This is a genomic window from Pseudomonas sp. S09G 359 (genome assembly GCF_002843605.1).
Lineage (GTDB): Bacteria > Pseudomonadota > Gammaproteobacteria > Pseudomonadales > Pseudomonadaceae > Aquipseudomonas.
On record NZ_CP025263.1, the window covers coordinates 4,797,890 to 4,824,055 of the forward strand.

Below are 26,166 nucleotides of genomic sequence, written 5' to 3' on the forward strand. Positions count from 1 at the left end.
CGTACTGAATAGGCGCCAGTGTCGCGAGGGAGTTCCCACCTGTCATGGTTTTTTTGCCAAAAGCCCTTATAGGCAGAATCAATAGCGGAACTGGCCACCCTGGATCTGCGCCAGCAACTGCCCGGTCACCGGAACGTAGCAGTCCGACCCCGGCAGCCAGGCGTACACCGGATCATTGCCGGCCTTGTCCGGGTCGAACGCCTCTTCCTTGAGCCGCACCTTCTGGTATTTGAAGGTGCCGGTAGTTTCCATCTTCACCTTGACCCGCAGGAACAGTGGCACCGCATAGTGCGGCAACTGGCCGTGGGCAAATTGCAGCAACTCGCGCATGTCCAGGGACGCCAGGGACTCACTCGGGGTGATGGCCACCATGCCTGCGCGGCCATTGGTGTTTTCAATCTCGACACCATAGGCCACCACTTCGGCGATCTGCGGGTGTTGCAACAGCACATTCTCGACCTCGGTGGTGGAAACGTTTTCACCCTTCCAGCGATAGGTGTCGCCCAGCCGATCGACGAATTGCGCATGGCCAAAGCCGATGCTGCGCAACAGATCACCGGTATTGAAGTAGCGGTCACCCTTTTCAAACACGTCGGTGAGGATCACCTTGCGGTTCTTTTCCGGGTCGGTGTAGCCGTCAAAGGGCGACTTCTCATCGATCCTGGCCAGCAACAGGCCCTGCCCGCCGGTTTGCACCTTACGCATAAAGCCATCGGCGCCGCGGACCGGCTCGCCGCTGCCGTGGGCGTAGTCCACCAGTGCCCAATGCTGCAGGCAGAAGCCAATGGTGTTGTCGAAATTCAATACGTTGGTAAAACCGATGTTGCCATCACTGGCCGCGTACAACTCGCAAATATGCTCCACGCCGTAACGCGCCTTGAACTGCGCCCACACGCCAGGGCGCAGGCCGTTGCCGACCATCTTGGTCACGCGGTTATCACGGTCGTTGTCGGCGGCAGGCTGGTCGAGCAGGTAACGGCACAGCTCACCGACATAACCGAGGGTGGTCGCCTTGAATTTGCGCGCATCATCCCAGAACTGGCTGGCGCTGAACTTGCGGCGAATGGCGAAACCCGACGCCCCCACAATCGCCGAGCCCCAGCACACGCACAGGCCAGTGGCGTGGTACAGCGGCAAGGTGCAATACACGACGTCATCCGGGCCCATGTCCAGGGCGATACTGCCGAAACTCACGGCGGTTTTGGTCCAGCGCCCGTGTTTCATGATGCCGGCCTTGGGCAAGCCGGTGGTACCGGAGGTGTAGATATAGAAGCACGGGTCGTTGAAGTAGATGTGCGCCGTGCTGGTGGGGTTGGCCTCGGGGCATTCGGCACTGGCGGCCAGCACGTCGATATAGCCCGCAGGCGTCGCCCCGGCCTGCTGGTCGGCGACAAACCAGGTGCGCTGCGCAGGGATCTGCACCTGGTCGCGTACGGCGTCGTAAGCGGCGACCAACTCCGCGCCCACCACAATCGCCACTGGGTTGACCAGGTTCAGGCTATGCACCAGGGCACTTTGCGTCTGCGCGGTATTGAGCATCGTGCAGATACCACCCAGCTTGGCCACGGCCAGCACGCTCAGTAGCAGTTCGGGACGGTTTTCGATAAACAGCGCCACCACGTCGCCCTTGCCGATGCCTTCAGCCTGCAGGTGATGCGCCAGGCGGTTGGCGCGCCTGTTGGCTTCGCGGTAGCTGATGACCTGGTCAGCGTAGAGCAGCGCGGCGCCATCCGGGTTGCGCAGCGTGGCTTGCTCAAAGTGCCAGCCCAGGCCGCAGGATTGCTCGGGGTCGGTAACATTCGCGGCACGCATGCCGCGGACCACCCGCGGCAACGCGCGAACAATGGCGGGCACCTTACGCAGCATCATGCTCCAGGTGATCATGTCATTTTGCGGATGGCTCATGGCGGAACGTCCTTTTTCTTATTCTTCGTATGATCCAAACACCGGTATTCCCATCGAGGGCAAGCCGAGTGCATGCCAGGAAAATACGTCAGCCCTTCTTCGGCTGTACACGCGGGATTTGAAAAGTTTTGTATCCCGATGGGCGTCCACGGAAAAAAGGAATTTAGCCAAGCGGCGGCAGTCTTTAGCTATAGCAGCACAGCATCGCCGCCCGGCCGAACAGCGCAAAATGCAGGATGCATGATGGCCACTCATGCAAATTGCACGAAATCGAAAAATCCTAAAATTTATAACTTGCTGATTTATAACGATATTTTATAAATACGCTAGCTGGCACAATCACTGCACCTATCACTCCATGCTTGCCAACTTGAGCCAACGGAGCTGATAGACATGAGCCTGATCCAAGATAAATTCGCTTCAGTATTCTCCAACTACGACGTCACCACCCAGCCACGCCCGGACGGCGGTATCCTGTTGACCCTGCGCAACAGCGAAGGCAAGCAGGTCAAGCGTTCGATCTCGTACCAACAGTTACACACCGCCGATCAACTGACGTGGGTGATCAGCGCCATTCGCCGTGACCTGGCGGAACAAGCCAGTGAGCTGCCGCAGATTTCGATGCTGCAAAGCCAGAACCGCTTTGCCCTGCCGACCTACCATTCGGCATAAGCAACCGTTAAAAAAAGGGCCGCGACGCCATTGGGCGTCGCGGCCCTTTTTTGTGGGCTCTCAGCACAGTCCCAAGCGGGCTGCTTCGTTCATCGCCTGCACACGGTTGTTGACGTCCAGCTTGCCGTAGATATTGCGCAAGTGAAATTTCACCGTGGCTTCGGAAGTGGCACGTATCTGGCTGATCTCCCAGACCGTCTTGCCCTCAGAGGCCCATCGCAGTATCTCCAACTCCGTGGGGGTCAAGGGCTTTCCGGACAGGCTAAGGCGCCGTCTGACAGTGTTGGGTAAGGAATACGACGTTGCACAACATTCCTTCGGGCCTCTCATTAATTTCTCTCCCTTGTATTGACTAACGCCCTATCACCATTCGGATTTCTCCTATTGACAGGTGACATAAACGTCGATTAGCAAGAGAGTTACATAACGACTGGTATTAAGGAGCAGCCCCCGCGATAAACAGCCTTGCCCTACAGAAGTTTGGGGTTATTCCCACAACAACTTCCAACTTGTAGGGCTTGAAGTTTCCAATATGCAGTGATTAATCGTCCAACCCAGGAAAACGCCGGGCGATCTCATCACCCGTCAGTTCAGGCACCCAGCCTTGAGCGGTATTGAATAGCCGCAGCGCCACAAAATGCGGGTTCTCGCCCATATCAAACCAATGCGCCATACCCGCCGGAACCACCAGCAGGTCGTTTTTCTCACAGCGAACCGCATACACGTAGTCGCCGATGTGCAGCGTGAACAGACCTTGGCCGGCGATGAAGAAACGCGCGTCGTCTTCGCTGTAGCGGCGCTCATCGAGGAACTGGGCGCGCAATTCGTCTTTCTGCACCGCGTCGCCCGTGACGCTGAGCACCTCCACACGGGCGTAGCCAAGGGCATCGATCTGCGCCTGGTAGGCGGCGATCAGTTGCGCATCGCTGGCGCCCTGCTCAATCGGCGCGGGCAACCAGCGCTCGAACCGCACGCCATGTTCTGCGAGGGTTGCGGCAATGTCGTCGAGATGGGTCAGGACCTTGTTCGGCGTGTCCGGTGAAGCGACGGGGTAGACGGCGACGTAACTCATTGAGGGATTCCTTGGTTCTGCTCGTGCAATCGAAGACCGATGATAACGGCTGCGGCCAGCGCCGCGACGCTGGCAATACTAAAGGTGAAGGTCGGCCCCAACAGGTTCCAGCTATAGCCGGAATACAGCGCGCCCAACGCGCCGCCGGTGCCGGCCAACGCGGCATACAGCGCCTGGCCCTGGCCTTGTTGTTTAGCGCCGAAACTGCGCTGCACAAAGGCGATGGCCGCCGCATGAAAACTGCCGAAGGTCGCGGCGTGCATCACCTGCGCCAGCAACAGCACCCAGAAAAACTCGGCGAACGACCCCAGCAACAACCACCGCAGCGCCGCCAGCAGGAAGCTGGCCAGCAGCACCCGGCGTACTGAAAACCGCGTGAGGATGCGGCTCATGCCCAGGAACATCAACACTTCCGCCACCACCCCCAAGGCCCACAGCAGGCCGATCACGCCACGGCTGTAACCGAGGTGCTCGAGGTGCAGGGTCAGGAAGGTGTAATACGGGCCATGGCTCATTTGCATCAGCGCCACGCAGGCATAAAACGCCAGCACCCCGGGGCTGCGCAATTGCTTGAGAAAGCCGTCACCGGCCAGGCGATTGCCGTGGCTGACCGGCTGCGCATTCGGGACCCACAGGCTGGCGCCGATGATGCCGGCCATGATGACCACGACGACCACCGGGTAAATATCCAGGCTCAGCCAGTCGAACAGGCGGCCCATGATCACCACAGTGAGAATAAAACCGATGGAACCCCACAGGCGGATCTGGCTGTAGCGCGAGGTCTGTTTTTGCAGGTGCGCCAGGGTGATCACTTCAAATTGCGGCAGCACCGCGTGCCAAAAGAACGCATGCAGGGCCATCACCAGCGCCAGCCAGGCGTAGGTGTGGCTGATGAAGATCAGCGAAAAACTCGCCAGGGTGCACACCGCGCCGAAGCGCACGATGGCCAGGCGCCGGCCGGTGTAGTCGCCCAGCCAGCCCCACAGGTTCGGCGCGACGCAGCGCATCAGCATGGGGATGGCCACCAGCTCGCCGATGCGTGCGCTGGAGAACCCCAGGTGGTCGAAGTACAGCGCCAGGAATGGGGCGGTTGCGCCGAGCAGGGCGAAGTAGAAGAGGTAGAAGCTGGAGAGGCGCCAGTATGGGAGGGTGGGGGTTATGCCGGGGGTCATGCTGGGGGCCGCTTCGCGGCCCAACGCGGGCAAGCCCGCTCGCCACAACAAGCACACTTGCCATAACAAGCTCTCTCACCATAGCAAGCTTGCTTGCCATAACAAGCTTGCTCACCATAGCAAGCTTGCTTGTCATAACACGCTGTCACAGCTGGCCCAGAACCGGGGTGCTTACCTGCACGTCAGCGTTTTGCCCACGGTTGCGCAGCAGGTGGTCCATCAACACGATGGCCATCATTGCCTCGGCAATCGGTGTGGCGCGGATGCCCACGCACGGGTCGTGGCGGCCTTTGGTGATCACGTCCACTGGATTGCCGTGCACATCGATCGAACGGCCCGGGGTGGTGATGCTCGAGGTGGCCTTGAGTGCCAGGTGCGCCACGATCGGCTGGCCGGAGGAAATACCGCCGAGGATGCCGCCGGCGTTGTTGCTGAGGAAGCCTTCAGGCGTCATTTCATCACGATGCTCGGTGCCGCGCTGGGACACGCAGGCGAAGCCGGCGCCGATTTCCACGCCTTTCACCGCGTTGATGCTCATCAGCGCATGGGCCAACTCGGCGTCCAGGCGGTCGAAGATCGGCTCGCCCAGGCCTGGCTTGACGCCTTCGGCGACCACGGTGATCTTGGCGCCGACCGAATCCTGGTCGCGGCGCAACTGGTCCATATAGGCTTCCAGCTCCGGCACCTTGTCCGGGTCGGGGCTGAAGAACGCGTTGTCGTCCACGCTGTCCCAGGTCTTGAACGGGATTTCAATCGGGCCCAGCTGGCTCATGTAGCCACGGATCACGATGCCCTGGGTCGCCAGGTATTTCTTGGCGATGGCGCCGGCGGCAACGCGCATGGCGGTTTCGCGGGCCGAGCTGCGGCCGCCACCACGGTAGTCACGTTCGCCGTATTTGTGGTGGTAGGTGTAGTCGGCATGGGCCGGGCGGAACAGGTCCTTGATCGCCGAGTAGTCCTTGGACTTCTGGTCGGTGTTGCGAATCAGCAGGCCGATGCCGCAACCGGTGGTGCGGCCTTCGAACACGCCGGAGAGGATCTCGACTTCGTCGGGCTCCTGGCGCTGGGTGGTGTGGCGGCTGGTGCCGGGCTTGCGACGGTCGAGGTCACGCTGCAGGTCTTCCAGGGACAGCTCGAGGCCGGGCGGGCAGCCGTCGACAATGGCGACCAACGCCGGGCCATGGCTTTCGCCCGCGGTGGTGACAGTGAACAGCTTGCCGAAGGTATTGCCGGACATGCAGGGCGCTCCGTGAAATCAGTTGAATCAAGTCAACCGTAATAACTTAAGGCGGCCAGTATACGCAGGCTATTCGACTAGATCATCATCGAAACCTTACCGGTGGGCATTGGTCCAACCGGCACCTTCCCGATAATGGCGCGATGATGCTGCGAGTTTTGCTGTTTACCCTCACCCTGTTTACCGCCATGGCCCAGGCCGCCTCCCCTGTCGTGCTGCAACGGCCCATCAGCCTGGACACCGGCAGCGGCGAGCTATTTGGCTCGCTGCTGCTGCCACAGTCCGACCAACCGGTGCCGGTGGTGCTGATCATCGCCGGCTCCGGCCCCACCGACCGCAACGGCAACAGCGCCGACGGCGCGCGCAATGACAGCCTCAAGCGCCTGGCCTGGGTGCTGGCCCGGCACAACATCGCCAGCGTGCGCTATGACAAGCGCGGCGTCGCCGCCAGCCTGGCCGCCACGCCCGACGAACGCAACCTGAGCCTTGACGCCTACGTGGCCGACGCCGTGGCCTGGGGCAAGCTGCTCAAGGCCGATAAACGCCTGGGCCCGCTGATTGTGCTGGGCCATAGCGAAGGTGCACTGGTCGCCGCCCTGGCCGCACCGCAGCTCGACCCGGCCGGGGTGGTTTCGCTGTCCGGCAGCGCGCGCCCGGTGGACCAGGTGATCCGCCAGCAACTGGCTGACCACTTGCCCCCTGCCCTGCTGCTACGCAGCAATGAAATCCTCGATCACCTCAAGGCCGGCCAGGTGGATACCGATGTGCCTGGCCCGCTGCAGGGTATTTTCCGACCCAGCGTGCAGCCTTATCTGATCAGCCTGTTTCGCGCCGATCCGTCAGCGGCGTTCGCCAAACTGACGATGCCGGCGCTGATCATCCAGGGCAGCAACGACATCCAGGTCGGCGTGGGCGACGCCCGACAACTCAAGCAGGCCAAGCCCGACGCGCAGCTTGTGCTGATTGAAGGCATGAACCACGTGATGCGTATCGTGCCCAATGACGTGAAGCAGCAACTGGCCTCCTACAATGACCCGCAATTGCCCCTCGCCGCCGAGCTGGGCCAGCGCATCGTGCGCTTTATCGACGGACTTCAACTCCGTTAAGCGACAATTTGCCTCTAGTCCTACGGATAACGGCCGATAAGCCCAGAGTCGACAGCAAAAAGACTGTCGGCTTGCTGGGCTTGGACAGGATCGCGCCGCATGACAACCACTGAAGCAATACCGGAACCTACTGCCGACACCCCGGCTGAAAATACCGAGGCCGTCGACGCGGCGTCCCTGCCGTGGGCGGATGTTCAGGCCGAGCATTTCAAGATGCTGCGCCTGGCCCCCCTGGCCACCGACCGTGCCACGGGCGTGCGGCCGTTGCGGTTCGTGCAGTTCGGTTACGCCGAGCGCAATGACAAGCACCACAGCCTGCTGCGCATGGTGATACAACTGCCGGGCCAACGTGTGCGCCGCGAGCAGAACCACCTGGATATCTGGGTCGATCACGACACCCACCGCGTGCACTTCGGCCCGGGCAACAGCCTGGAAATCGAACCCGCCAACCGTGGCATCGGCCGCTTCCTGGTGGCCCAAGGCGCCGCGTGGGCCAAGAAGAAGTGGTCGCACTATCGCGTCGACGGCGTGGACCTGGCCAACAAGGATGCGCTTAACGAAGCCACGCGCCTGCGCCGCGACCACTTCCTGCGCATCCAGGGTTTTGATGTGGCCTATGCCGATGTGCAGCACCTTAAGGGCAACGTGCAGCCGGGCAAGGTCAGCAACGTGCTGGACAGCTGGAACACCGAGAAAGTCCAGTTCGTGGAAATACTCGAAGCCGCGCAGATGCTGCAACAGGCCGAGCACAATCTGGCGGAGCAGGAAGTGAAGCTGCGCAAGGAAGAGGAAAAAGTCACCAAGTTCAAGCGCGAGGACAGCGGGTTGCGCTTTACCATCACCTGTTTGGTAGCGTTTACCGTGTTTCAGGCGGGGTTGTTGATCTGGATTGCCACGCACCGCTAGCAGGCTGAAATGCAGTCAAAAATGTGGGAGCTGGCTTGCCCCCTCCCACATTGATAATGTTTTAAACCCTCGCGGCAAACACTGCCTGATGCTCGCGGCACTGCTCAGCCGTCAACATGAACACCCCATGCCCACCGCGCTGGAACTCCAGCCAGGCGAAGTCCACTTCCGGGTACAGCGCCTCGACGTGCACCTGGCTGTTGCCCACTTCGACAATCAGCAAGCCCTTCTCGGTCAGGTGGTCTGCGGCCTCTGCCAGCATCCGCCTTACCAGGTTCAAGCCATCGTCGCCACAGGCCAGGCCCAGCTCCGGCTCATGTTGGTATTCGTCGGGCATGTCGGCGAAGTCTTCGGCATCCACATACGGCGGGTTCGAAACGATCAGGTCGAAGCGCTGGCCCGGCAGGCCGTCGAAGCCGTCACCCTGCACGGTGTACACGCGCTCGTCGACGCCATGGCGCTCGATATTCTGGTTGGCCACTTCCAACGCTTCGAAGGACAAGTCACCCAGCACCACTTCAGCGTCCTGGAACTCGTAGGCGCAAGCAATACCGATGCAACCGGAGCCCGTGCACAAATCGAGGATGCGCGCCGGTGGCTGGGCCAGCCAGGGTTCGAAGCGGTTTTCGATCAGCTCGCCAATCGGTGAACGCGGGATCAGCACGCGCTCGTCGACGATAAACGACATGCCGCAGAACCACGCTTCCTTCAACAGGTAGGCGGTGGGCACACGCTCATGGATACGGCGATGCAGCAAACGCTGCACGTGGGAAATCTCTTCCTCTTCCAGGTTGCAGTCCAGGTAGCTGTCATTGATTTCCCACGGCAGGTGCAAGGCGCCGAGCACCAATTGCCGGGCTTCGTCCCAGGCGTTGTCGGTGCCATGGCCAAAAAACAGGTCTTCCCCATGGAAACGGCTGACAGCCCAACGGATGTGGTCGCGCAAGGTGCGCAGGCGGGAAGTAATCACGGGGGGCAGACTCCTGGAAAAAACGACTGGCGATTCTAACAGCCTTAGCCTGTACCGACGATGTACGAAATAGCCCCGCCATACGTCGGATTTCATCCAAATTGCCATCATTCGGCTAAACAAGCCGGCCACTTGACATGGCTGCACGTCAACAACGGCGTACCTTACGATGGTAGCGATTCACAGAACCGCTCAGCCAGTGGACAATGTGACAAAAGCCCCCCTCACAGGAGCCCCAGAATGTCCGTTCCAAAGACGATGTTTCAACTCAGCGGTCGCGGTTACGCAGCAGCCAACCTTGGCCATGCGACCCTCGTGATCATCGACGCCCAGAAAGAATACCTCAGCGGCCCGCTTGCCCTTTCGGGCATGGACGCGGCGGTCGACAACATCAAGCAGTTGGTGACAGCGGCTCGCAATGCCGGGCGCCCGATCGTGCATGTGCGCCACCTGGGCACCGTCGGCGGCCTGTTTGACCCGCAGGGCGAGCGCGGTGAATTTATCCCCGGCCTGGAACCTGCCGGCGACGAAACCATCATCGGCAAGCTGCTGCCCAGCGCCTTCCACGGTACCGGCCTGGAAAAACACCTGCAGGACCTGGGCTCCCTGGACCTGATCGTCTGCGGCTTCATGAGCCACTCCAGCGTCAGCACCACCGTGCGTGCGGCCAAGAACCTGGGCTTTCGCTGCACCCTCGTCGAAGACGCCTGCGCCACCCGCGACCTGCCTTACAAGGGCGGCATCCTGAGTGCCGAGCACGTGCAACAGACCGAAATGGCCATCATGGCTGACAACTTCGCCACCCTGGCGTTGACCAAAGATCTGATCTGATCGACCTTCTGATGAGCGGCGCGGCAATGTTTATTGCCCCGCTCATCCGCAAAGCCCTTTCATTTGGCGCATTTACCCCTCCCCCCGGAACAACCTGTGTATCTTCCGGTCGAAGGGCCGATACCCTGGAGGAAAGGTCGGAATGAAGATATCCGATGGTTTTGATGCTCGTCGCTTGCGCCCCAAGGGCCCGAGCAACTGGCGTCTGCGTCTGGTGGCGCTGATTGGCGCGCTGCTGGCGATTGTAGGTTTGTTGCTTACCGGCGCTGGTGGCGCTGGTTTGTTTGGTCACTCACCGGCCCTTGGCGAGCTGAATGCCAGCCCCGGCGGCTCGGCGCTCCTGCTGGCGATCGGCCTGTTGGTGCTGTGGTTGGGCGTGTGGTTGTGGCGCCGTAGCCGTAGGAAGATGCGCCAGCCGCTGTCGCTGAATATCGCTTCACACTTGATGAAAAAGCACGACTGATGGCGCTTGGATAGCGTTTCCTGCGCCCTGGCCGCCGCGATTTAGGTAAACTGCCCGCCCTTCGCGGAGGCTGACATGCAAGACGACGATTTTTCCCTATTCAAAAACGAGCTGCGCGGCGTCAAGCCGATCAAGCACGACCGCGCCGACACCGGCAAACCCAAGGCTGACCGGGCGCAGATCGCCAAACTGCGCCAGGCTGCGACCGTGCGCACTGACGCCACGACCGTGGACGGCCTGTCGGACCAGTTCGTGATCGATGTCGGCCCCGAAGACGAGCTGATGTGGGCCCGCGACGGCGTGCAGGAAAGCCAGATGCGCAAGCTCAAGGTTGGACAGATCCCGGTCGAAGGCAGCCTCGACCTGCACGGCATGACCGTGGAAAAAGCCCGGGAAACCCTCTGGGCGTTCCTCGCCGAAGCCACCAAATTCGAAATCCGCTGCGTGCGCGTCACCCACGGCAAGGCCGTGCGCCTGGACGGCAAGCGGCCGATGATCAAGAGTCACGTCAACACCTGGCTGCGCCAGCACGCCCAGGTACTCGGCTTTACCTCGTGCCAGGCCCGCCACGGCGGCGCGGGGGCGGTGTATGTGATGCTCAAGCGCACGATGATGGAAGGGCGCGACGAGTAACAAGTGCCATCGTCAGGCTTGCAGCGATGTGTCGGCCACCGTAACCTTGCGCTTTGCGAAAATCCCACAGGTAGTTTCATGTCCCTGGAACAGAATTACACCGCGATCCTCGGCCAACTCGGCGAGGACGTCTCCCGCGAGGGCCTGCTCGACACGCCAAAGCGTGCCGCCAAGGCGATGCAGTACCTTTGCCGCGGCTATGAACAGACACTCGAAGAAGTCACCAACGGTGCCTTGTTCAGCTCCGACAACAGCGAAATGGTGCTGGTCAAGGACATCGAGTTGTACTCGCTGTGCGAACACCACCTGCTGCCGTTTATCGGCAAGGCGCACGTTGCCTACATCCCGAGCGGCAAAGTGCTGGGCCTGTCGAAGGTCGCGCGGATTGTCGACATGTACGCCCGTCGCCTGCAGATCCAGGAAAACCTCAGCCGCCAGATCGCCGATGCCGTGATGCAAGTGACCGGCGCCCTGGGCGTGGCCGTGGTGATCGAGGCCAAGCACATGTGCATGATGATGCGCGGTGTGGAGAAACAGAATTCGTCGATGATCACTTCGGTGATGCTGGGTGAGTTCCGCGAAAACGCGGCCACCCGCAGCGAGTTTCTCAGCCTGATCAAGTAACAGGTTGCGTAGGAAAAAGCCGGCGTTCATCGCCGGTTTTTTTTCGCCCACAGAAAATCAGGTAAGCTGCGGCCCCTTCTGTATTGGGCAAGAGGTTTCAGCCATGTTCGTCAAAGCACTTCGAGTGGGTCTCGGCCAAATCATCATCGCCGGCGACTTCCTGACTCGCCCACGCAAAAAGCAACGCCCTGCCGAGCAACAGGCGCAAGTGAACGCGGCTGCCAAAGACTTGACCCTGTACCAGTTCCACGCGTGCCCGTTCTGCGTGAAGACCCGCCGCACCCTGCACCGCCTGAATGTGCCGGTGGCGTTGAAAGACGCAAAGAACAACGAACAGGACCGCCAGACCCTGCTGGAGCAAGGTGGCAAGATCAAGGTGCCGTGCCTGCGTATCGAAGAGAACGGGCAGACCACCTGGATGTATGACTCCAAGGTGATTATTGATTACTTGGACAAGCGGTTTGCCGCTATCTGACAGACTTGTGCAGATCTAATGTGGGAGGGGGCTTGCTCCCGATTGCTGTCTATCCGTCACAGATGAGTTGACTGATACACCGCTATCGGGGGCAAGCCCCCTCCCACATTTTGATCAGATTACCAAGTCCAGATCGAGTAAGGCCGAACCCAGGCACTTGCCATGGGCATCCAGCGCCAGCGAGCGGGTCACGCCACCCCGCAAAATCCCCGGCAACACAAAATTCAGCGCGTGCACGTTGGGCAATTCATACCGCCGCACCGGCGCCGCGCCCGGTTCCAGCAGGCCAGCGAAGAATTCGGCCACGCGCTCGACGGTGAGTTGCTCACAGAGCAACGGGTAGTCCTCGGTGCGATAGGCAATGATCGAAATGTTCGAGGTATCGCCTTTGTCCCCGGTACGGGAATGGGCCAGCATCTGCAGTTTCATACTTCGATCCTCGGGTTGACCGCACTGCGCGGCAGCAGCAACGACGCCACCGCCACCACCTGCCGCAAGCTTTTGCTGGCACCGCCGCCGCCCGACGGGCCGTTGGTGTAGAGGGTTTCCACTTCATTGCCCACCCGCACCGCCTCGCTGCGTTCTTCACAGCGCGCCGCCACGCGCAGGCGCACTTCCCAAGGCTCGACGTTGCTGCGCGGGCCGTGGAGCGAGTCCATGCCGATCAGTTCGGCGCGCACGTCCTGCATTTTCACGCCCATCAGTTCAAGACGCTTGAGCACGACATCCCGCGCCAACTGCGCCCGTGCGACCGCACCCGGGCCGCCGTAGGACATCTGCCCTTCGCCGATCCAACCGTCCAGATAGCCGACGCTGACCTTCAACTGTTCAGGCCGCGCGCGCCCTTCGGCACCGTGGGCACGCACGCGATCAACGCCCTCTTCGACAAATCCCACGTGGGAAAAATCGGCAGTTACGTCCGGCGTGAGGTAAGCCGCCGGGTCATGCACTTCATAGATCAGTTGTTCGGTGCAAGTGGCGCGGCTGACCCGCCCACCCGAGCCCGCCACCTTGGTGATCAAGGCTGCGCCGTCCGCATCAATCTCGGCCAAGGGAAAGCCCAGCCGCGCCAAGTCGTCCACATCCTTGAAACCGGGGTCGGCAAAATAGCCGCCGCTGACTTGCCCGGCACACTCAAGCAAATGCCCGACCAACGTACCGCGCCCCAGGCGCGGCCAATCGTCTGCGGCCCAGCCGAACTCGAACATTTGTGGCGCCAGGAACAATGAAGGGTCGGCCACGCGCCCGGTGATCACCACGTCGGCGTCGGCGCGCAGGGCATCAAGAATACCGTCCACGCCCAGGTAGGCATTGGCCGAAATCAAGCGCTCGCCCAGGGAGCCGAGGGTCTGGCCGTTGTCCAGCACTTGCTCAGGCTGCAAGGCGTGCAAAACGTCGTCACCCACCACGGCCACGACCTTGAGCTGCACGCCCAATTCGCCGGCCACCCGCCGCACTTCCTTGGCCGCCGCCACCGGGTTGGCCGCGCCCATATTGGTGATCACCCGCAGGCGCCGCCCGCCCTTCAGGCCAACAAACGGCAACACGCGGCGCATGCGCTCGCTCAGCAACGGGTCGTAGCCGCCCTGGGGATCGCTGATACGCGCCTGCTGCGCCAGGGCGATGGTGCGTTCGGCCAGGCATTCGAAGACCAGGTAATCCAGGTCGCCGTGCTCGGCCAGTTCCACGGCAGGTTCGATACGGTCACCGGAATAGCCGGCGCCGGAACCGATGCGCAAGGTTTTCATCTCAAATCACTCCCAGGAGCAACGCGGTCAGGGTCATCAACACCGACGCGGCAAACAGAAAAGGGATGGTGAAGCGCTGGTGATCGGCCAATTCGATCTTGCACAGGCCCACCAACAGGAAGGTCGCGGGGGTCAGCGGGCTGACCGGGAAGCCGGTGGTGTGCACGCCCAGCAACGAGGCCTGGGCCACTTGCAGCGGGTCGACGCCCAGGGCCTTGCCGACTTCGGCGATCACCGGCATCACACCGAAATAGTAGGAATCGGGGTCAAACAGCATGCTCAGCGGCATGGAGATAAAGCCCACCACCGCCGGAATCAGCTTGCCGTGGCCAGCGGGAATCTGCGCCACCGCCACTTCGGCAATCGCCTTGAGCATGCCGGTGCCTTGCATGATGCCGGTGAACACCCCGGCGGCAAGCAGGATACTGGCCATGGTCAGGGCGGTTTTTGCGTGGGCGTCGATGCGCGCGCGCTGGGCGTCCACGTTCGGGTAGTTGATGCACAACGCCACCACGGTGCCGAGCATAAACATCACCACCGGGTCGACCCAGCCGGCGATCATCACCACCATCACCAGCACGGTGAGCATCAGGTTGACCCAGAACAGGCGTGGGCGGCGCAGCTTGATGTCGTCGTCGCTGAGTACCCGTTGCGGCACCGCGTCAACCGTGGAGCCGGCGCCCAGGCCGAGGCGTTTTTCTTCACGCCGGCCGAGCCACCAGGCACAGGCGAAGACAAAAATCAGCCCGACGATCTGCACCGGGATCAGCGGTTGGAACAGGTCTGCCACCGGCACATGCAGCGCCGCCGATGAGCGCAGCACCGGGCCGGTCCAAGGCAGGAAGTTGACCCCGGCGGCCATGGCGCACACGCAAGCGAGGACGCGTTTGTCGATGCCCAGCCGCGTATACAGCGGCAGCATCGCCGGCACCGTCACCAAGAAGGTCACCGCGCCGGAGCCATCCAGGTGCACCAGCAAGGCCAGGGTCGCCGTACCGACGACAATTCGTGTAGGACGCGTCCCTACCGTACGCAGGATGCGATCAATGATGGGGTCGAGCATGCCGGCATCGGTCATGATCCCGAAAAACAGGATCGCAAACACAAACATGCCCACCACGGGGGCGACGTTCTTGATACCGGTAATGATGAAGGCGCTGGTTTGCAGGCCGAACCCGCCGAGCAGCGCGGCGATGATCGGCAAGGCGATCAGGGCCACCAGTGGTGAGAGGCGTTTGCTCATGACGGCAGCGAGCAGGCACAGGATGGTAATGACACCCAGGGTAGCGAGCATGGGTTACTCCAGAGCGGCCTTTGCGGCCGGTTATTGTTTTCCCCGGAGTATTGGAATCGCGTTAGTCTTTGTAAATTGGAATATTCGGCGTGGCACGTTCGGAAAAACAAAATGAAGAACAGCATCCAACACATACAAGCCTTTCTCGCCGTAGCCCGCACCGGCAGTTTTACCAAGGCCGCCAACGAGCTGCATTTGTCACCCTCAGCCCTGACCGTGCAGGTGCAGCAACTCGAAGACTGGCTCGGCGTCGCCCTGCTCGACCGTAGCCCGCGCCATGTAAGCATCACGGCCGCCGGCCAGGACGCGCGTGGCCCGATGGAAAAACTGCTGCTGGACCTGGACAACATCGTCACCGGCTCCCGCGACCTGGCCGCCTTGCGCCGGGGCGTAGTGACCATCGCCGCCCTGCCCTCAGTGTGCGCCGGCACCTTACCGCCTGCCTTGCGCCTGTTTCGTGAGCGCTTTGCCGGGATCGAAGTGCGCCTGCATGACCTGGTGGCCCATCGCATTCATGCCCAAGTGCGCGCCGGTGAGGTGGATTTCGGTGTTGGCGTACGCGCGCGGCTCAGCCATGGCCTGGACTTTGTGCCGGTGCTGAATGACCGGCTATGCGCCTTTGTGCCGCTGGAGCATCCCCTCGCCCGCCATCGCCAGTTGACCCTTGAGCAACTGGCGGACCAGCCGATCATCCTCACCGGACGCGACAGCAGCGTGCGCGAGCAAGTGGATGCACTGTTTGACGAAACACGGCTACGGATGAACGCGGGCATGGAGGCCAACTACATGTCGACGGTGCTCGCGCTGGTGCGCCAAGGGTTGGGGATCAGTGTGCTGCCGGAGTCGGCGGCGGACAGCCTGGAAGGCTTGAAGCGTATCAACATCGACCACCCCGGCGTGAACCGGGAGATCGGGTTGATCAGTCGTAGCGGGATGGGCTTGAGCCCGGCGGCGCAGCGCTGCTTTGAGCTGTTGAACGAAGAATTATCAGGCACAGCATCAAACTAAATGTGGGAGCGGGCTTGCTCGCGAAAGCGGTGGGTCAGTTGATAAAACTTCACTGATACACCGCTTTCGCGAGCAAGCCCGCTCCCACATTTTGACCTGCGTTTAATCCAGCATAGCTACGTGTTTGGGATGGCTGGCCACGCGCTGGAGCCACGCCTGCACGCCCGGATAAGCCTGCAGGTCAAACCCACCCTCATGGGCCACATGGGTGTAGGCATACAACGCCACATCGGCGATGGAGAACTGGTCGCCCACCAGGTACGGCGTCAGTTGCAGTTGGCGTTCCATGACCTTGAGGGCCTTGTAGCCGCCCTTGTGCAGCTTCTTGTATTCCTCCTGGCGCTCTGGCGGCAGGCCCAGGTAAAACTGGATAAACCGCGCCACCGCAATATACGGCTCGTGGCTGTACTGCTCGAAGAACTGCCATTGCAGCACTTGCGTGCGCAGGCGCGGTTCGGTGGGCAGGAATTCGCTGCCATCGGCGAGGAAATTGAGGATCGCGTTGGATTCCCACAGGCAGGTGCCGTCTTCCAGTTCCAGTACCGGGATCTTGCCGTTGGGGTTCTTGGCCAGGAATTCCGGCGTTTCGGTGTCGCCCTTGAGGATGTCGATATCCACCCACTGGTACGGGATGCCCAGCAGGTTGAGCATCAATTTGACCTTGTAGCAGTTGCCCGACTTGTAATCGCCATAAACCTTGTACATGGGGCTCCCCTTATGCCGCTTGCGCGTGCTGTGCTTGACGGACCACTGCGGCCAGGCGCTTGAGACCTTCGTCCAGACGGGACGGGTCGATATGGCTGAAATTGAGCCGCAGTGAGCCAAGATGCTGGTCCGGCTCGGAAAAGAACGGTTCACCGGGCATGAACGCGACGTCCTGATCGAGCGCAGGAGCCAACAAGGTGCGGGTGTCGAGCGGCTGTTTCAAGGTCAGCCAGAAGAATAATCCACCCTGGGGCACTTGCCAGTCGGCCAGATCGCCGAAGTGGCGCTCAAGGGCGGCCTGGAACGCATCGCGGCGCTCGCGGTAAAAGCTGCGCAGTTCCACCAGGTGCTGCTGGTATTTCTGTGTACCGATCCATTGCATCGCCTGCCACTGGCCGACGCGGTTGGTGTGCAGGTCCGCCGACTGCTTGAGCTTGAGCAGGTGCGGAAACAGGTCCGGGCTGGCGATCAGGTAACCCACGCGCAGGCCTGGCAGCAGGGTCTTGGAGACCGTGCCGGTGTAGATCCAGCTGGCTTTTTTCAAGCGGCCGACGATGGGCTTGGCGCTGCCGCCGTCGAAAGTCAGCTCGCGGTAGGGCTCGTCCTCGATCAGGGTCACGCCAAACTCATCGAGCAAGGCGGCGACGGCTTCGCGTTTGGCCTCGCTGTAGCGCACGGCCGACGGGTTCTGAAACGTCGGGATCAGGTAGATGAACGCCGGGCGATGGCGTTCGAGGTTGGCGCGCAGGCTGGCCAGGTCGGGGCCGTCGGCCTCCAGTTGCACCGTGAGGCAATCGGCCCCGAACAGTTGGAAGATCTGCAGCGCGGCCAGGTAGGTCGGGCCTTCCAGCAGGATCTTGGTGCCTTTGTCGATATACAGCTTGGCCGCCAGGTCGAGGGTTTGCTGCGAGCCACTGACCACCAGCACCTGGCTGGCCTGGCACGGTACGCCCAGGGCGCGCGCCTCGGCGGCGAGCAATTCACGCAGCTGCGGCTCGCCTTCGCTCATGCCGTATTGGCCAATGTTCAGTGGCATCGCGTCCCAGTTCAACGCCGGCAGCATGGCTTCGGCGGGCAGGCCACCGGCGAACGACATCACTTCCGGACGCTGGGCAGCGGCGAGGATTTCACGGATCAAGGAGCTTTTGAGGCGTGTTACACGTTCAGAGAAGGCCATGGAGGTCACCGCTAGCGAAGGCTGTGGGAAATACGTCAAACTGGTTGACCGAAATTACGACAGCTTCAGTGGATACGTCAACATGCTTGACCTTAAAAACCAAAGCAGCCAGCAGCAGGCCATGGAAGCGTTCTTCTTCGGCTACCAGGCGTTTACCGCCAAGGCCGACGAAATGCTCGAACGTCGAGGCCTGAGCCGAGTGCACCAGCGCATCGTGTTTTTTATCGCGCGCTATCCGACGCTGAGCGTGAAGGAATTGCTCGAATTGCTCGGTGTAAGCAAGCAGGCGCTGAACATGCCGCTGCGCCAATTGCAGGAAATGCACCTGGTGGACAGCGTTGCGTCCGAGGCCGACAAGCGTAAACGCCTGCTGCAACTGACCGAAGAAGGCCTGCGGTTTGAGCAGTCGCTGCGTCGCGAACAGGTGAAGCTGTTGCAGCGCGCGTTCAGCGAAGCCGGCGAAGAAGCGGTGATGGGCTGGCTGGCGGTCAATCAAGCACTCGCCGGCCAGCCTTGACCCTCTGGTTGTGACAAGCAAGCGGGCCGTTGTGGCGAGCGGGCTTGCTGTGGCGAGCGGGCTTGCCCGCGTTGGACTGCGAAGCAGGCCCATTTTTTGGGGCCGCTACGCGACCCAACGCGGGCAAGCCCGCTCGCCACAAAGGCATGGGTTACACAAAAACATTCCCAGCACACAGAATTGCTGACCACCGTTAGCCTTTCATCCCCTTTCACCCGGATAATCGAAAACATTATTTGCTTTATTTGTATACAAAAGCATAATTCGCTTCGTGCGAGTTCCTGACCTATTGGTCAACAAAACCCGCCAGTACCTCAAAGCGCTGTTGCCCACTCATGTGACCGGCGCTGGAAATAACAATAAAACTCTTGAGGAGTACTCGCTGTGGATAGCCGCAAAACCGAAGCCCCTACGCTCGACCTCGCCGCACCGCCAGGCGGCCTGCTGGAACGCCTGTTCAAACTGCGCCTGCATGGCACCACAGTGAAGACCGAATTGATCGCCGGCCTCACCACCTTTATCACCATGGCCTACATCATCTTCGTCAACCCCAACATCATGGCCGACGCCGGTATCGATCACGGCGCGGCGTTCGTCGCCACCTGCATCGCCGCCGCGCTCGGTTGCCTGTTGATGGGCCTGTACGCCAACTGGCCAGTGGGCCTGGCGCCCGGCATGGGCCTGAACGCGTTTTTTACCTACACCGTGGTCGGCACCATGGGCTACCACTGGGAAACTGCGCTGGGTGCGGTGTTTATTTCCGGGGTGCTGTTCATGGGCCTCACGCTCTCGCGGGTGCGCGAATGGCTGCTCAACAGCATTCCGGTGAGCCTGCGCCATGCGATGGGCGCCGGGGTCGGCTTGTTCCTCGGGGTGATCGGCCTGAAAACCGCCGGCATCATCGTCGACAGCCCGGCTACGCTGATCAAGCTTGGTTCGCTGCATGAGCCCGCGCCACTGCTGGCGGCGGTATGCTTCCTGCTGATTGCGATCCTCAGCTACCACCGGGTGTTCGGCGCAATCCTCATCAGCATCATCGCTGTGACGCTGGCCGGCTGGGGTCTGGACCTGGTGCACTACAACGGCATCCTCTCCACGCCGCCAAGCCTGGCGCCGACCTGGATGGCAATGGACGTAAAAGGTGTATTCAATGTCAGCATGATCAGCGTGGTATTTGCCTTTCTGTTTGTGCACATGTTTGATACTGCCGGTACACTGATGGGCGTTGCGCAACGTGCCGGGCTGGTGAATGCCGATGGCAAGATCGATAACCTGTCCCGCGCCTTGAAGGCCGACAGCGCCTCCAGTGTGTTTGGCGCCATGGTCGGCGTACCGCCGGTGACCAGCTACGTGGAAAGCGCCGCCGGTGTTGCCGCAGGCGGTCGCACCGGTCTTACCGCCGTGACCGTGGGGATCTTGTTTGTCGCGGCGATGTTTTTTGCACCGCTGGCCGGCATGATCCCGGCCTATGCCACCGCCGGCGCGCTGATCTACGTGGCGATGCTGATGATGGCCAGCATGGCGCACATCAATTGGGATGAGGCCACCGACAGCATTCCGGCGATCGTCACGGCGATCATGATGCCGCTGACCTTTTCGGTCGCCGACGGCATCGCGCTGGGCTTTATCACCTACGTGGCGCTCAAGGCCGGCACCGGCAAGTACCGCGAGATTTCCGTGAGCCTGTGGGTGCTGTGCGTGATCTTTATCGCCAAGTTCGTCTTTCTATAAAACAAGGAGCAAGCAATGAGTCTGGAAACCTGGCTGCTGTTCAGCGGCGCTGCACTGGTGGTGATCCTGATCCCGGGGCCGCTGTCGTTGCTGATGATCAGCAACAGCCTGAACTACGGCCTGCGTCGCTCGTACCCGGCGTTTCTCGGCGGGGTGATCGCTTCGATCTGCCTGCTGAGTGCGTCGGCCCTGGGCCTGGGCGCATTGCTGCTCGCTTCCGAACAACTGTTCAGCGCACTGAAGATCGTCGGCGCGCTGTACCTGTTCTACCTCGCCTGGCAAAGCTGGCAGCAGTCGCGGCAACCGGCCCACGGCGCCGACGTGCCGCAGGTCACCAGCACGCCACGCTTTCGTGCGCTGTTTGGCCGGGCCTTTGTGCTGGGCGCCAGCAACCCGAAAGACATCCTGTTTTTCGCCGCGTTCCTGCCGCAGTTTCTCAGCGCCCAGCAGGCGTTTTTGCCGCAATTGCTGATCATGATCGCGACCTGGACCGTGCTCGACCTGCTGTGCAAGCTGGCCTATGGCCTTGGGGCCCATGGTGCGGCGCGGTACCTGCGCAGCGGCAGCGGGCAAAGCTGGTTCAACCGCGTCAGCGCCGCCCTGTTCGGCTGCGCCGGCGCGGTCTCGCTGCTCAAGGTTAGAGTCGGTTGACCCTGGCAAAGTAAACGCTGGGTGGGACGTTGCCGTGGGTGGGCCATTGAATACCGGCGGCGATCAGCACCAGGCGCTGTTCCTCCATCGCCCTTCTGAGCTGCGCGGATAAGGGCGGAGCGCTATATGAATGAACGGCTGCATTCAGCCAGTTATCCGTAAGCCGCGTTTTCAACTGGATGGTCCCGCGCCCGACCCACTGGTAGACCAGGTAGTACAACCTGTTCGAACGGGGGTGGGTCACCACCCATTCCCCCGTGGATCGCCGGCCACGTCGCATGCGCAATTCCTCAACATTGAAGCCCTGCTGTTCCAGCACCGTGCGGATGGCCACACGTTGCGCGGTGTTTCTCTGTGCCGAAACCCGTACACCACCGGCGCGCAGGCTGGGGTCCAATGCAACGGGCGGGCTGAAGTCGACACGCGTGAAGCCGGGTGCCTTGCCTTCAAAACCGATGTAGAGGGTATTCAGGCCCCTGTCGCTGGGCCGAAGCATCGCCAGCAAGTCGTCGGTCTGGCCAAGCCTGACCGGATCAGGGGTCAGCCATCGGTCCAGGGTCGCACGCAGATTCAGCAGATGGCTGGCGGTTACCGAGCGGGCAGAGTCGGACAATTCAATTAATCGTGCGACTGCAAACTCGCGGCTTTTTCGCGTCATGCCAGGGAAAGCCCGGCCCACCAGCGGCTCCAGCGGCCCCTCGAACAGTGGGGCATGCAGCTGCCAGGCACCTGTTGCAGTACGAGAGGTCGGAATCGGTTGTTCATGCAGGTCGGTAGTTGTCCAACGCCCAATGTCCACCTGAGCTTTTGACACCAGCGGCCGGTCCGGGGCGATAAACGCGATGTTGCCCAACGGCGCATGGTCGCCCTGGTGAAGCAACCGGTAGTAGCCCGCCGTAGATTGCGCCGGGGTGCCATACGTGCCATCCACGTAGATGACATCGTAGGGAAACCCCGGCGGGTCCAGATGAACATGGCATATCCCGGAAGCCGTGGGGCCAAACGCCTGGTTTTCAGCAACCCGAGTGCGCCAACTGAACCAGTTATTGCCCTGCACCGATGACTGCTGAATTCGCCTGTACGTCGCCGCACGCTCGACGGAGGGCTGCCAGCCCGCTGGCTGCAAAGGCGCCGGCTGCGGCCGGATTGCCCGTGAGCTCGGGCCGGCCACCGGCGCATCCGCGCCTAACTGCCAGTCCGTGGGCTCATGGATGGTCAGGATCAGCTCATCCGTACCCGGCGCCTCTTTGTTCTTCAAGCGCAAAAAGCGTTCGTCGCCGCGCCGGTAAACCGGGTAGTGGTGGCTATCATCGACAATGAAGCGCTCGCCGCTTTTCACGTAGACCCCTCGTTCACCCGGCCCCTTCAACGCCACGGCGTCGTGAGGCAGCCCCTGAACCTTGAACCGCTGCACAGGTGTGAGCCGCGCAGCCGGCGATGGCGACGGGGACTGCAGAGAAACGCGGCCAACCTGCGCAACGGTTGAATGATGAATGCGATTCAAACCCCTCACCATCAAATCCGTGCTCGGGCGCGGCAACGTTCCCGCCTTGAGCTTGGGGCCAGGGGCAAAACTCAGCAAAAGGTCCACCGCCAGAAATATCACCCCAAAGGCCACGTCCACCGCATCGCGAGGGTCGCCATAGCGGTGATAACGCCGTGCGGCGAGCAGCAATTCATACACCTGATTACCCACGCCGAAAAACGGCACGAAGGTCGACAGAATAGCGCGCAGGCGGGTATCACTCTGCTCGCCCAGGCGTTGTTCCCGGTACTTCTCCAGGGTCTTGCCAGAGTTACTGCCGGCCTGCGCCTGATGCTGCAGGTCCAGCACCCGCGCCCGATACAACAGGGCCATGGCATCGTCGTGGGAAGTGGGCACCAGGGCCAGCCAGTTCTGCGCGTCATGGGCAACCTGCTCATGGATCTGCTGTTCAATGCTGTCGACAAGCGCCGTGGGTACCAAGTGCTTGATCGCAAATGAACGCACAAACTCAACGCCGCGCCAGCCCCCCTGCACCAATGCCGAGCCGGGGAGCAATGCAAACGCCTCGAAGCGCGGTTCCTTGCGCGCGTCACCTGGGTGATGGGTGATGGCTTCAAACGCCCACCCCGGCGCGACGTGCCGGGCCAGCGCCTTGACCGTGCCGGGTACCGCCCAGCTGCGGTTCACGTGCTCCCGTGCCAGTTGCAGGCTGGCGTATTCACTCAGGTTGGCGGCCCCCGAAGCGGTGGGCCAGTAGACCACGCAGTGCTCGGACCGCTGGTCGTGAATCACCAGGACGCCGGCGATATAACGGTCATGCTGCAGCGTGTGGCCCACCAGATGCACCACCAGCAGTTGCACGTGCTGAGCCAGCCCATGCAGCCCTGCCATTGCCTGACTGAATAGGCGTTGCCCCTCTGCCGAGAGCCCTTGTTGAACCGCCGAATACAGATCAGCCTCGGCACCCGCCTGCACAGCGCGCCGCAACAGGTGCGGCACACGGGCGTCGTCAGCGCTCGCGGGCGGGTAAAAAACGCCGTCGATCAATGCCTCGTAACGTCCGCCGATATCCAGCGAGGACACCATGTTGATCAAGTAATGTGGCGTCAACTGCGGCTGCCAGGCCGGGACCAGGTAACGGGCGTACCTGAAACGCCACCAGGTGGGCATCATCTGCGGGTCCAGGTTCTGCAACGCCAGTTGCAGCAGGCTCAGGCATGTACGCGCCGCACTTGGGCTGAGGACTTCGCCACGCTCGCCCACCACGCACGCGCTTTCCCAGGCACAGAACCGTCCGTCGACGTGGTCCGGCAATTCGATGAAGGGTGTGTCGATGTCCAGTTGCAGGCCGTCCTCGCGCAAACGGGCAACCAGCACACGGCGGGCGTAGGCATGCAGGTCAGGCAAGCGTTGCTTGAGGTGCTCTTCAAAGGCAAACGCGCTGCCCAGGTAGTGGCGCTGCAAGTACCTGAAGCGGTTACGCTGGGCCACGCTGGCATCGGCCAGCCAGCTCGGCAGTTGGTGTTTAGCGCTCGCGGCTTTGCGCACCAGTTCGACATGCGCCCGTGCCTGAGCCCGAGCGGCGCTGGCGGGCGCATTCAGGTGTTCATCCAATTCCACCGCCAGAAGCAGTCGGCTCAGTTGGACGTCATGGGTTTCACTGAAAACCCGCGCACTGCCGTCAAGGCCCTGCTGCTGGGCCACGTAGCCCTTGAGTAGCCGCTTGAATGCCAACGCCAGCGGGTTACCCTCGATGGGTTCATACCGCACCGCCAGGGTTCGGCCGGCCACCTGTTCCGCGACCATTGCGCGGTGTTTGCGCTCGACATAGCGCCACAGTACCGAGCCATCGCGGCTGCCGAGGCTGGCCCGGATGCCACGGGACAACGCCCCAAGCCTGGCAAACTCGAGCACCCCGCCCTCCCGCCCGAATGCACACAGCACCACCGGCACGCGCCGTTCCGGCTCGCCCAGCGCGGCGGTGCGGGTGATCGCAAACAGGCTGTGCAAAGGCTGCATGGCAATGCCTTCGCTCCCCACCAGCACCGACAGAACGCAGGTTTCACTGCCCCCGCGTTTACTCGCCAGGGGCGTGTCCAGCACCTCGACCAGTAGGTCCCGATGGGCTGTCGAGATCAGCTTGAGTAGGTGCTGCAACTGGGTTTCGCTGCGCAGCAGCTCGGCCCAGCTGTGGACGAGCGCAACCAGGCGATTACGCTCGCCTGTGGGGCGCGCCTTCCAGAACGCCGTCTCGAACAGGCTTAGTGGCGCGCCCTGCAGCAGCATGCGCAAGGTGTTTGCCTGCTCCTTGAACCGCGCCTCAAGGGTGATGAAATCCTGCCAGCCTTGGGTATCTGCACTGGGGTCCTGCGAGTCCAGCAGCGTCATCAGGCCTTTTTCATAGCGCTTGACCTGTTGCTGCACCGTTTGCACGGGCAACTCCGGTGCGCAACTGGCAAAAATAATGTGCTTGTGCCGCCGCTGCTGATCCCATTCCTGCACTTCATGGCGAATGCTCCCCAGGCGCGCCTTGCCTGCCCAGTGGTGCCTGGCGCGTTCGATATAAGTCAGAAAACGTGTAGGGTTCTCCACAGCAGGCTCACGCCTGTCGGAATAGACCTGCGCAAGATTGATCGACACCGCGCAGGCCAGCTCGTTGTCCCATTGCCCCTCCAGCACCGCCAGTGCACTGCTCTCCAAAGCATCGCCCTGCAGGGCGCAACTACGCCCCACCGCAAGGTTGGCGCCGGCAGCCGCGACCTCGGGCCGGCACACCTCATGCCGGCGGCGCAGCGGCAGGCACTGCCACAGGTTGTCGAACAAGGCGCCATTGATCAGTCCCGCCAATCCACATTGCAACTGGTCGAAGGACGGGTACTCGTAGTAATTACGCTGCACACCCGGCAGGTAAATCACATGCGGCGTACCTGGCGGCTCACCCTCGCGATAAAGATGCAGGGCGCCGGGGATCGCCATCAATCGCGGCCCCACACCCGGCCAGAACAACTTGCACACTCGCAGGCTGGCCCATTGCGCCCCGGCGTGCTGGCGGGCCTGCGCTGTCGGCGCGTCCACCAGGGCCTGGACCATTTCCACGCCTGCAGTCGACAGCTCATCCAATTGCCGCGCCACCAGGGCCTGGTCGGCGAACAGCTGTGCGTGCAATTGCACCCAGCGCTCAGTGCGTGTCAGCCAGGAGCACGCCACCAGTGCCTGCCAATAGTCCCTGCGCGCCTGGGCCAGCCGCCCGAACAGATTGAGCGCAATTACCCGTCGCAATGCCTCCAGCGGCGTGAAAGGCAAGCGTCGCACGGGGTCGCCCTTGAGGCTGACGGCGGTAAAATGATTGAGATTGATCGGCAACGACGGCAGCACCAGCAGCTGCAATGCGCGGTCGGTCAAAGTGTCGACTTTCTGCGCGACTGCCGGCGGCTTGGGTTCGGTAAAGAGCACGCTGTCCGGGTCCAACTCGAAAGCCTTGCGCAACTCGGCACGGATCACGCGCAGGATCCTGGGCGCCCTGGAAATCAGGCGCAACCGATGGTGGGCCGCGTCGGCACAACGCAGGTCAGCAGCCGTGAGCCGATTGATCAAGAGGCTGGGCTGGGGGCTGCTGTCGATCCGCTGCGTCAGCTGAATACGCATGGCCTGCAACGCATCGTCGTCAGACGCATCGGGGTCGGTAGGTAAGGTCACGGCAGTATCTTCGTCGAGGAAAACACCTAGCCTATGCAGTGCACACCCTCACCAGGCGCTAGATAATTGAACGGTATACCGGGCAAA

25 protein-coding genes are annotated in these 26,166 nt (G+C 61.8%); 13 read left to right on the top strand and 12 right to left on the bottom strand.

What is annotated here, in order from left to right:
- Positions 1-78: 78 nt before the first annotated feature.
- Positions 79-1,905: a long-chain-acyl-CoA synthetase gene (locus CXQ82_RS21855; RefSeq protein WP_101272253.1), complete on the bottom strand. Its 1,827-nt coding sequence runs from the start codon at positions 1,903-1,905 to the stop codon at positions 79-81.
- Between CXQ82_RS21855 and CXQ82_RS31330 the strand changes: the two genes are divergently transcribed.
- Together CXQ82_RS31330 and CXQ82_RS21860 are read left to right on the top strand one after the other, a co-directional pair.
- Positions 1,904-2,149, top strand: coding sequence for a hypothetical protein (locus CXQ82_RS31330; RefSeq protein ID WP_157832188.1), 246 nt, complete (start codon positions 1,904-1,906; stop codon positions 2,147-2,149). The two genes, CXQ82_RS21855 and CXQ82_RS31330, sit on opposite strands and share 2 nt — an antisense overlap.
- Before the next feature lie 149 nt (positions 2,150-2,298).
- Positions 2,299-2,577, top strand: a complete 279-nt coding sequence (locus tag CXQ82_RS21860) for a DUF3509 domain-containing protein (RefSeq protein ID WP_003172952.1) — start codon at positions 2,299-2,301, stop codon at positions 2,575-2,577.
- 60 nt (positions 2,578-2,637) lie between these two features.
- Here CXQ82_RS21860 and CXQ82_RS21865 read toward each other — a convergent pair whose 3' ends face one another.
- The 4 genes from CXQ82_RS21865 to aroC form a co-directional block, all read right to left on the bottom strand.
- Positions 2,638-2,907, bottom strand: coding sequence for a response regulator transcription factor (locus CXQ82_RS21865; protein WP_101272254.1), 270 nt, complete (start codon positions 2,905-2,907; stop codon positions 2,638-2,640).
- A gap of 211 nt (positions 2,908-3,118) precedes the next feature.
- Positions 3,119-3,649, bottom strand: coding sequence for an acireductone dioxygenase (locus CXQ82_RS21870; RefSeq protein ID WP_101272255.1), 531 nt, complete (start codon positions 3,647-3,649; stop codon positions 3,119-3,121).
- A complete protein-coding gene (locus CXQ82_RS21875; RefSeq protein ID WP_164444986.1) occupies positions 3,646-4,809 on the bottom strand; it encodes an MFS transporter in 1,164 nt (387 codons plus the stop codon). The genes CXQ82_RS21870 and CXQ82_RS21875 overlap by 4 nt, the downstream gene beginning before the upstream one ends.
- A gap of 157 nt (positions 4,810-4,966) precedes the next feature.
- Complete coding sequence (gene aroC / locus CXQ82_RS21880; RefSeq protein WP_101272256.1) at positions 4,967-6,058, bottom strand: chorismate synthase; 1,092 nt, start codon at positions 6,056-6,058, stop codon at positions 4,967-4,969.
- Between the two features lie 143 nt (positions 6,059-6,201).
- Here aroC and CXQ82_RS21885 point away from each other — a divergent pair, with 143 nt between their 5' ends.
- The gene (locus CXQ82_RS21885; RefSeq protein ID WP_101272257.1) at positions 6,202-7,164 is read left to right on the top strand and encodes an alpha/beta hydrolase; all 963 of its coding nucleotides are present in this window, start codon (positions 6,202-6,204) and stop codon (positions 7,162-7,164) included.
- A gap of 99 nt (positions 7,165-7,263) precedes the next feature.
- Entirely contained in the window at positions 7,264-8,070 is an 807-nt protein-coding gene (locus CXQ82_RS21890; protein ID WP_101272258.1) for a hypothetical protein, read from the top strand.
- Positions 8,071-8,131: 61 nt separating this feature from the next.
- Here CXQ82_RS21890 and prmB read toward each other — a convergent pair whose 3' ends face one another.
- Positions 8,132-9,040, bottom strand: a complete 909-nt coding sequence (gene prmB / locus CXQ82_RS21895) for a 50S ribosomal protein L3 N(5)-glutamine methyltransferase (protein ID WP_101272259.1) — start codon at positions 9,038-9,040, stop codon at positions 8,132-8,134.
- 240 nt (positions 9,041-9,280) lie between these two features.
- Between prmB and CXQ82_RS21900 the strand changes: the two genes are divergently transcribed.
- From CXQ82_RS21900 to CXQ82_RS21920, 5 genes are all read left to right on the top strand, one after another.
- On the top strand, positions 9,281-9,871 hold the full coding sequence (locus CXQ82_RS21900; RefSeq protein WP_101272260.1) for a cysteine hydrolase family protein: 591 nt from the start codon (positions 9,281-9,283) through the stop codon (positions 9,869-9,871).
- Positions 9,872-10,013: 142 nt separating this feature from the next.
- Positions 10,014-10,334, top strand: coding sequence for a hypothetical protein (locus CXQ82_RS21905; RefSeq protein ID WP_101272261.1), 321 nt, complete (start codon positions 10,014-10,016; stop codon positions 10,332-10,334).
- 75 nt (positions 10,335-10,409) lie between these two features.
- Positions 10,410-10,967: a Smr/MutS family protein gene (locus CXQ82_RS21910; RefSeq protein ID WP_101272262.1), complete on the top strand. Its 558-nt coding sequence runs from the start codon at positions 10,410-10,412 to the stop codon at positions 10,965-10,967.
- A 78-nt stretch (positions 10,968-11,045) separates the two neighbouring features.
- Positions 11,046-11,591 (top strand): GTP cyclohydrolase I FolE, encoded by a 546-nt coding sequence (gene folE / locus CXQ82_RS21915; protein WP_003442011.1) that lies wholly within the window; start codon positions 11,046-11,048, stop codon positions 11,589-11,591.
- A gap of 103 nt (positions 11,592-11,694) precedes the next feature.
- On the top strand, positions 11,695-12,066 hold the full coding sequence (locus CXQ82_RS21920; RefSeq protein WP_101272263.1) for a glutathione S-transferase N-terminal domain-containing protein: 372 nt from the start codon (positions 11,695-11,697) through the stop codon (positions 12,064-12,066).
- A 114-nt stretch (positions 12,067-12,180) separates the two neighbouring features.
- Here the strand turns inward: CXQ82_RS21920 and CXQ82_RS21925 are convergent, their stop codons facing one another.
- Genes CXQ82_RS21925 through CXQ82_RS21935 form a run of 3 tightly spaced genes read right to left on the bottom strand, consistent with a single transcriptional unit; the run spans position 12,181 to position 15,108 of the window.
- Positions 12,181-12,495: a hypothetical protein gene (locus CXQ82_RS21925; protein ID WP_101272264.1), complete on the bottom strand. Its 315-nt coding sequence runs from the start codon at positions 12,493-12,495 to the stop codon at positions 12,181-12,183.
- Positions 12,492-13,814, bottom strand: coding sequence for an acyclic terpene utilization AtuA family protein (locus CXQ82_RS21930; protein ID WP_101272265.1), 1,323 nt, complete (start codon positions 13,812-13,814; stop codon positions 12,492-12,494). The genes CXQ82_RS21925 and CXQ82_RS21930 overlap by 4 nt, the downstream gene beginning before the upstream one ends.
- 1 nt (position 13,815) lies before the next feature.
- Positions 13,816-15,108, bottom strand: coding sequence for a CitMHS family transporter (locus CXQ82_RS21935; RefSeq protein ID WP_101272266.1), 1,293 nt, complete (start codon positions 15,106-15,108; stop codon positions 13,816-13,818).
- Between the two features lie 111 nt (positions 15,109-15,219).
- Here CXQ82_RS21935 and CXQ82_RS21940 point away from each other — a divergent pair, with 111 nt between their 5' ends.
- Positions 15,220-16,116, top strand: a complete 897-nt coding sequence (locus tag CXQ82_RS21940; RefSeq protein WP_101272267.1) for a LysR family transcriptional regulator — start codon at positions 15,220-15,222, stop codon at positions 16,114-16,116.
- A 102-nt stretch (positions 16,117-16,218) separates the two neighbouring features.
- Here the strand turns inward: CXQ82_RS21940 and CXQ82_RS21945 are convergent, their stop codons facing one another.
- Together CXQ82_RS21945 and CXQ82_RS21950 are read right to left on the bottom strand one after the other, a co-directional pair.
- The gene (locus tag CXQ82_RS21945) at positions 16,219-16,821 is read right to left on the bottom strand and encodes a glutathione S-transferase family protein (protein WP_101272268.1); all 603 of its coding nucleotides are present in this window, start codon (positions 16,819-16,821) and stop codon (positions 16,219-16,221) included.
- A gap of 10 nt (positions 16,822-16,831) precedes the next feature.
- The gene (locus CXQ82_RS21950; RefSeq protein ID WP_101272269.1) at positions 16,832-17,998 is read right to left on the bottom strand and encodes a PLP-dependent aminotransferase family protein; all 1,167 of its coding nucleotides are present in this window, start codon (positions 17,996-17,998) and stop codon (positions 16,832-16,834) included.
- 82 nt (positions 17,999-18,080) lie between these two features.
- Between CXQ82_RS21950 and CXQ82_RS21955 the strand changes: the two genes are divergently transcribed.
- The 3 genes from CXQ82_RS21955 (at position 18,081) to CXQ82_RS21965 (ending at position 20,897) form a co-directional block, all read left to right on the top strand.
- Positions 18,081-18,515, top strand: a complete 435-nt coding sequence (locus CXQ82_RS21955) for a MarR family winged helix-turn-helix transcriptional regulator (protein WP_101273851.1) — start codon at positions 18,081-18,083, stop codon at positions 18,513-18,515.
- A gap of 384 nt (positions 18,516-18,899) precedes the next feature.
- On the top strand, positions 18,900-20,246 hold the full coding sequence (locus tag CXQ82_RS21960) for an NCS2 family permease (RefSeq protein WP_101272270.1): 1,347 nt from the start codon (positions 18,900-18,902) through the stop codon (positions 20,244-20,246).
- 15 nt (positions 20,247-20,261) lie between these two features.
- Entirely contained in the window at positions 20,262-20,897 is a 636-nt protein-coding gene (locus CXQ82_RS21965) for a LysE family translocator (RefSeq protein WP_101272271.1), read from the top strand.
- Here CXQ82_RS21965 and CXQ82_RS21970 read toward each other — a convergent pair.
- A complete protein-coding gene (locus tag CXQ82_RS21970) occupies positions 20,884-26,079 on the bottom strand; it encodes a dermonecrotic toxin domain-containing protein (protein ID WP_101272272.1) in 5,196 nt (1,731 codons plus the stop codon). The genes CXQ82_RS21965 and CXQ82_RS21970 overlap by 14 nt on opposite strands.
- Positions 26,080-26,166: the final 87 nt, after the last annotated feature.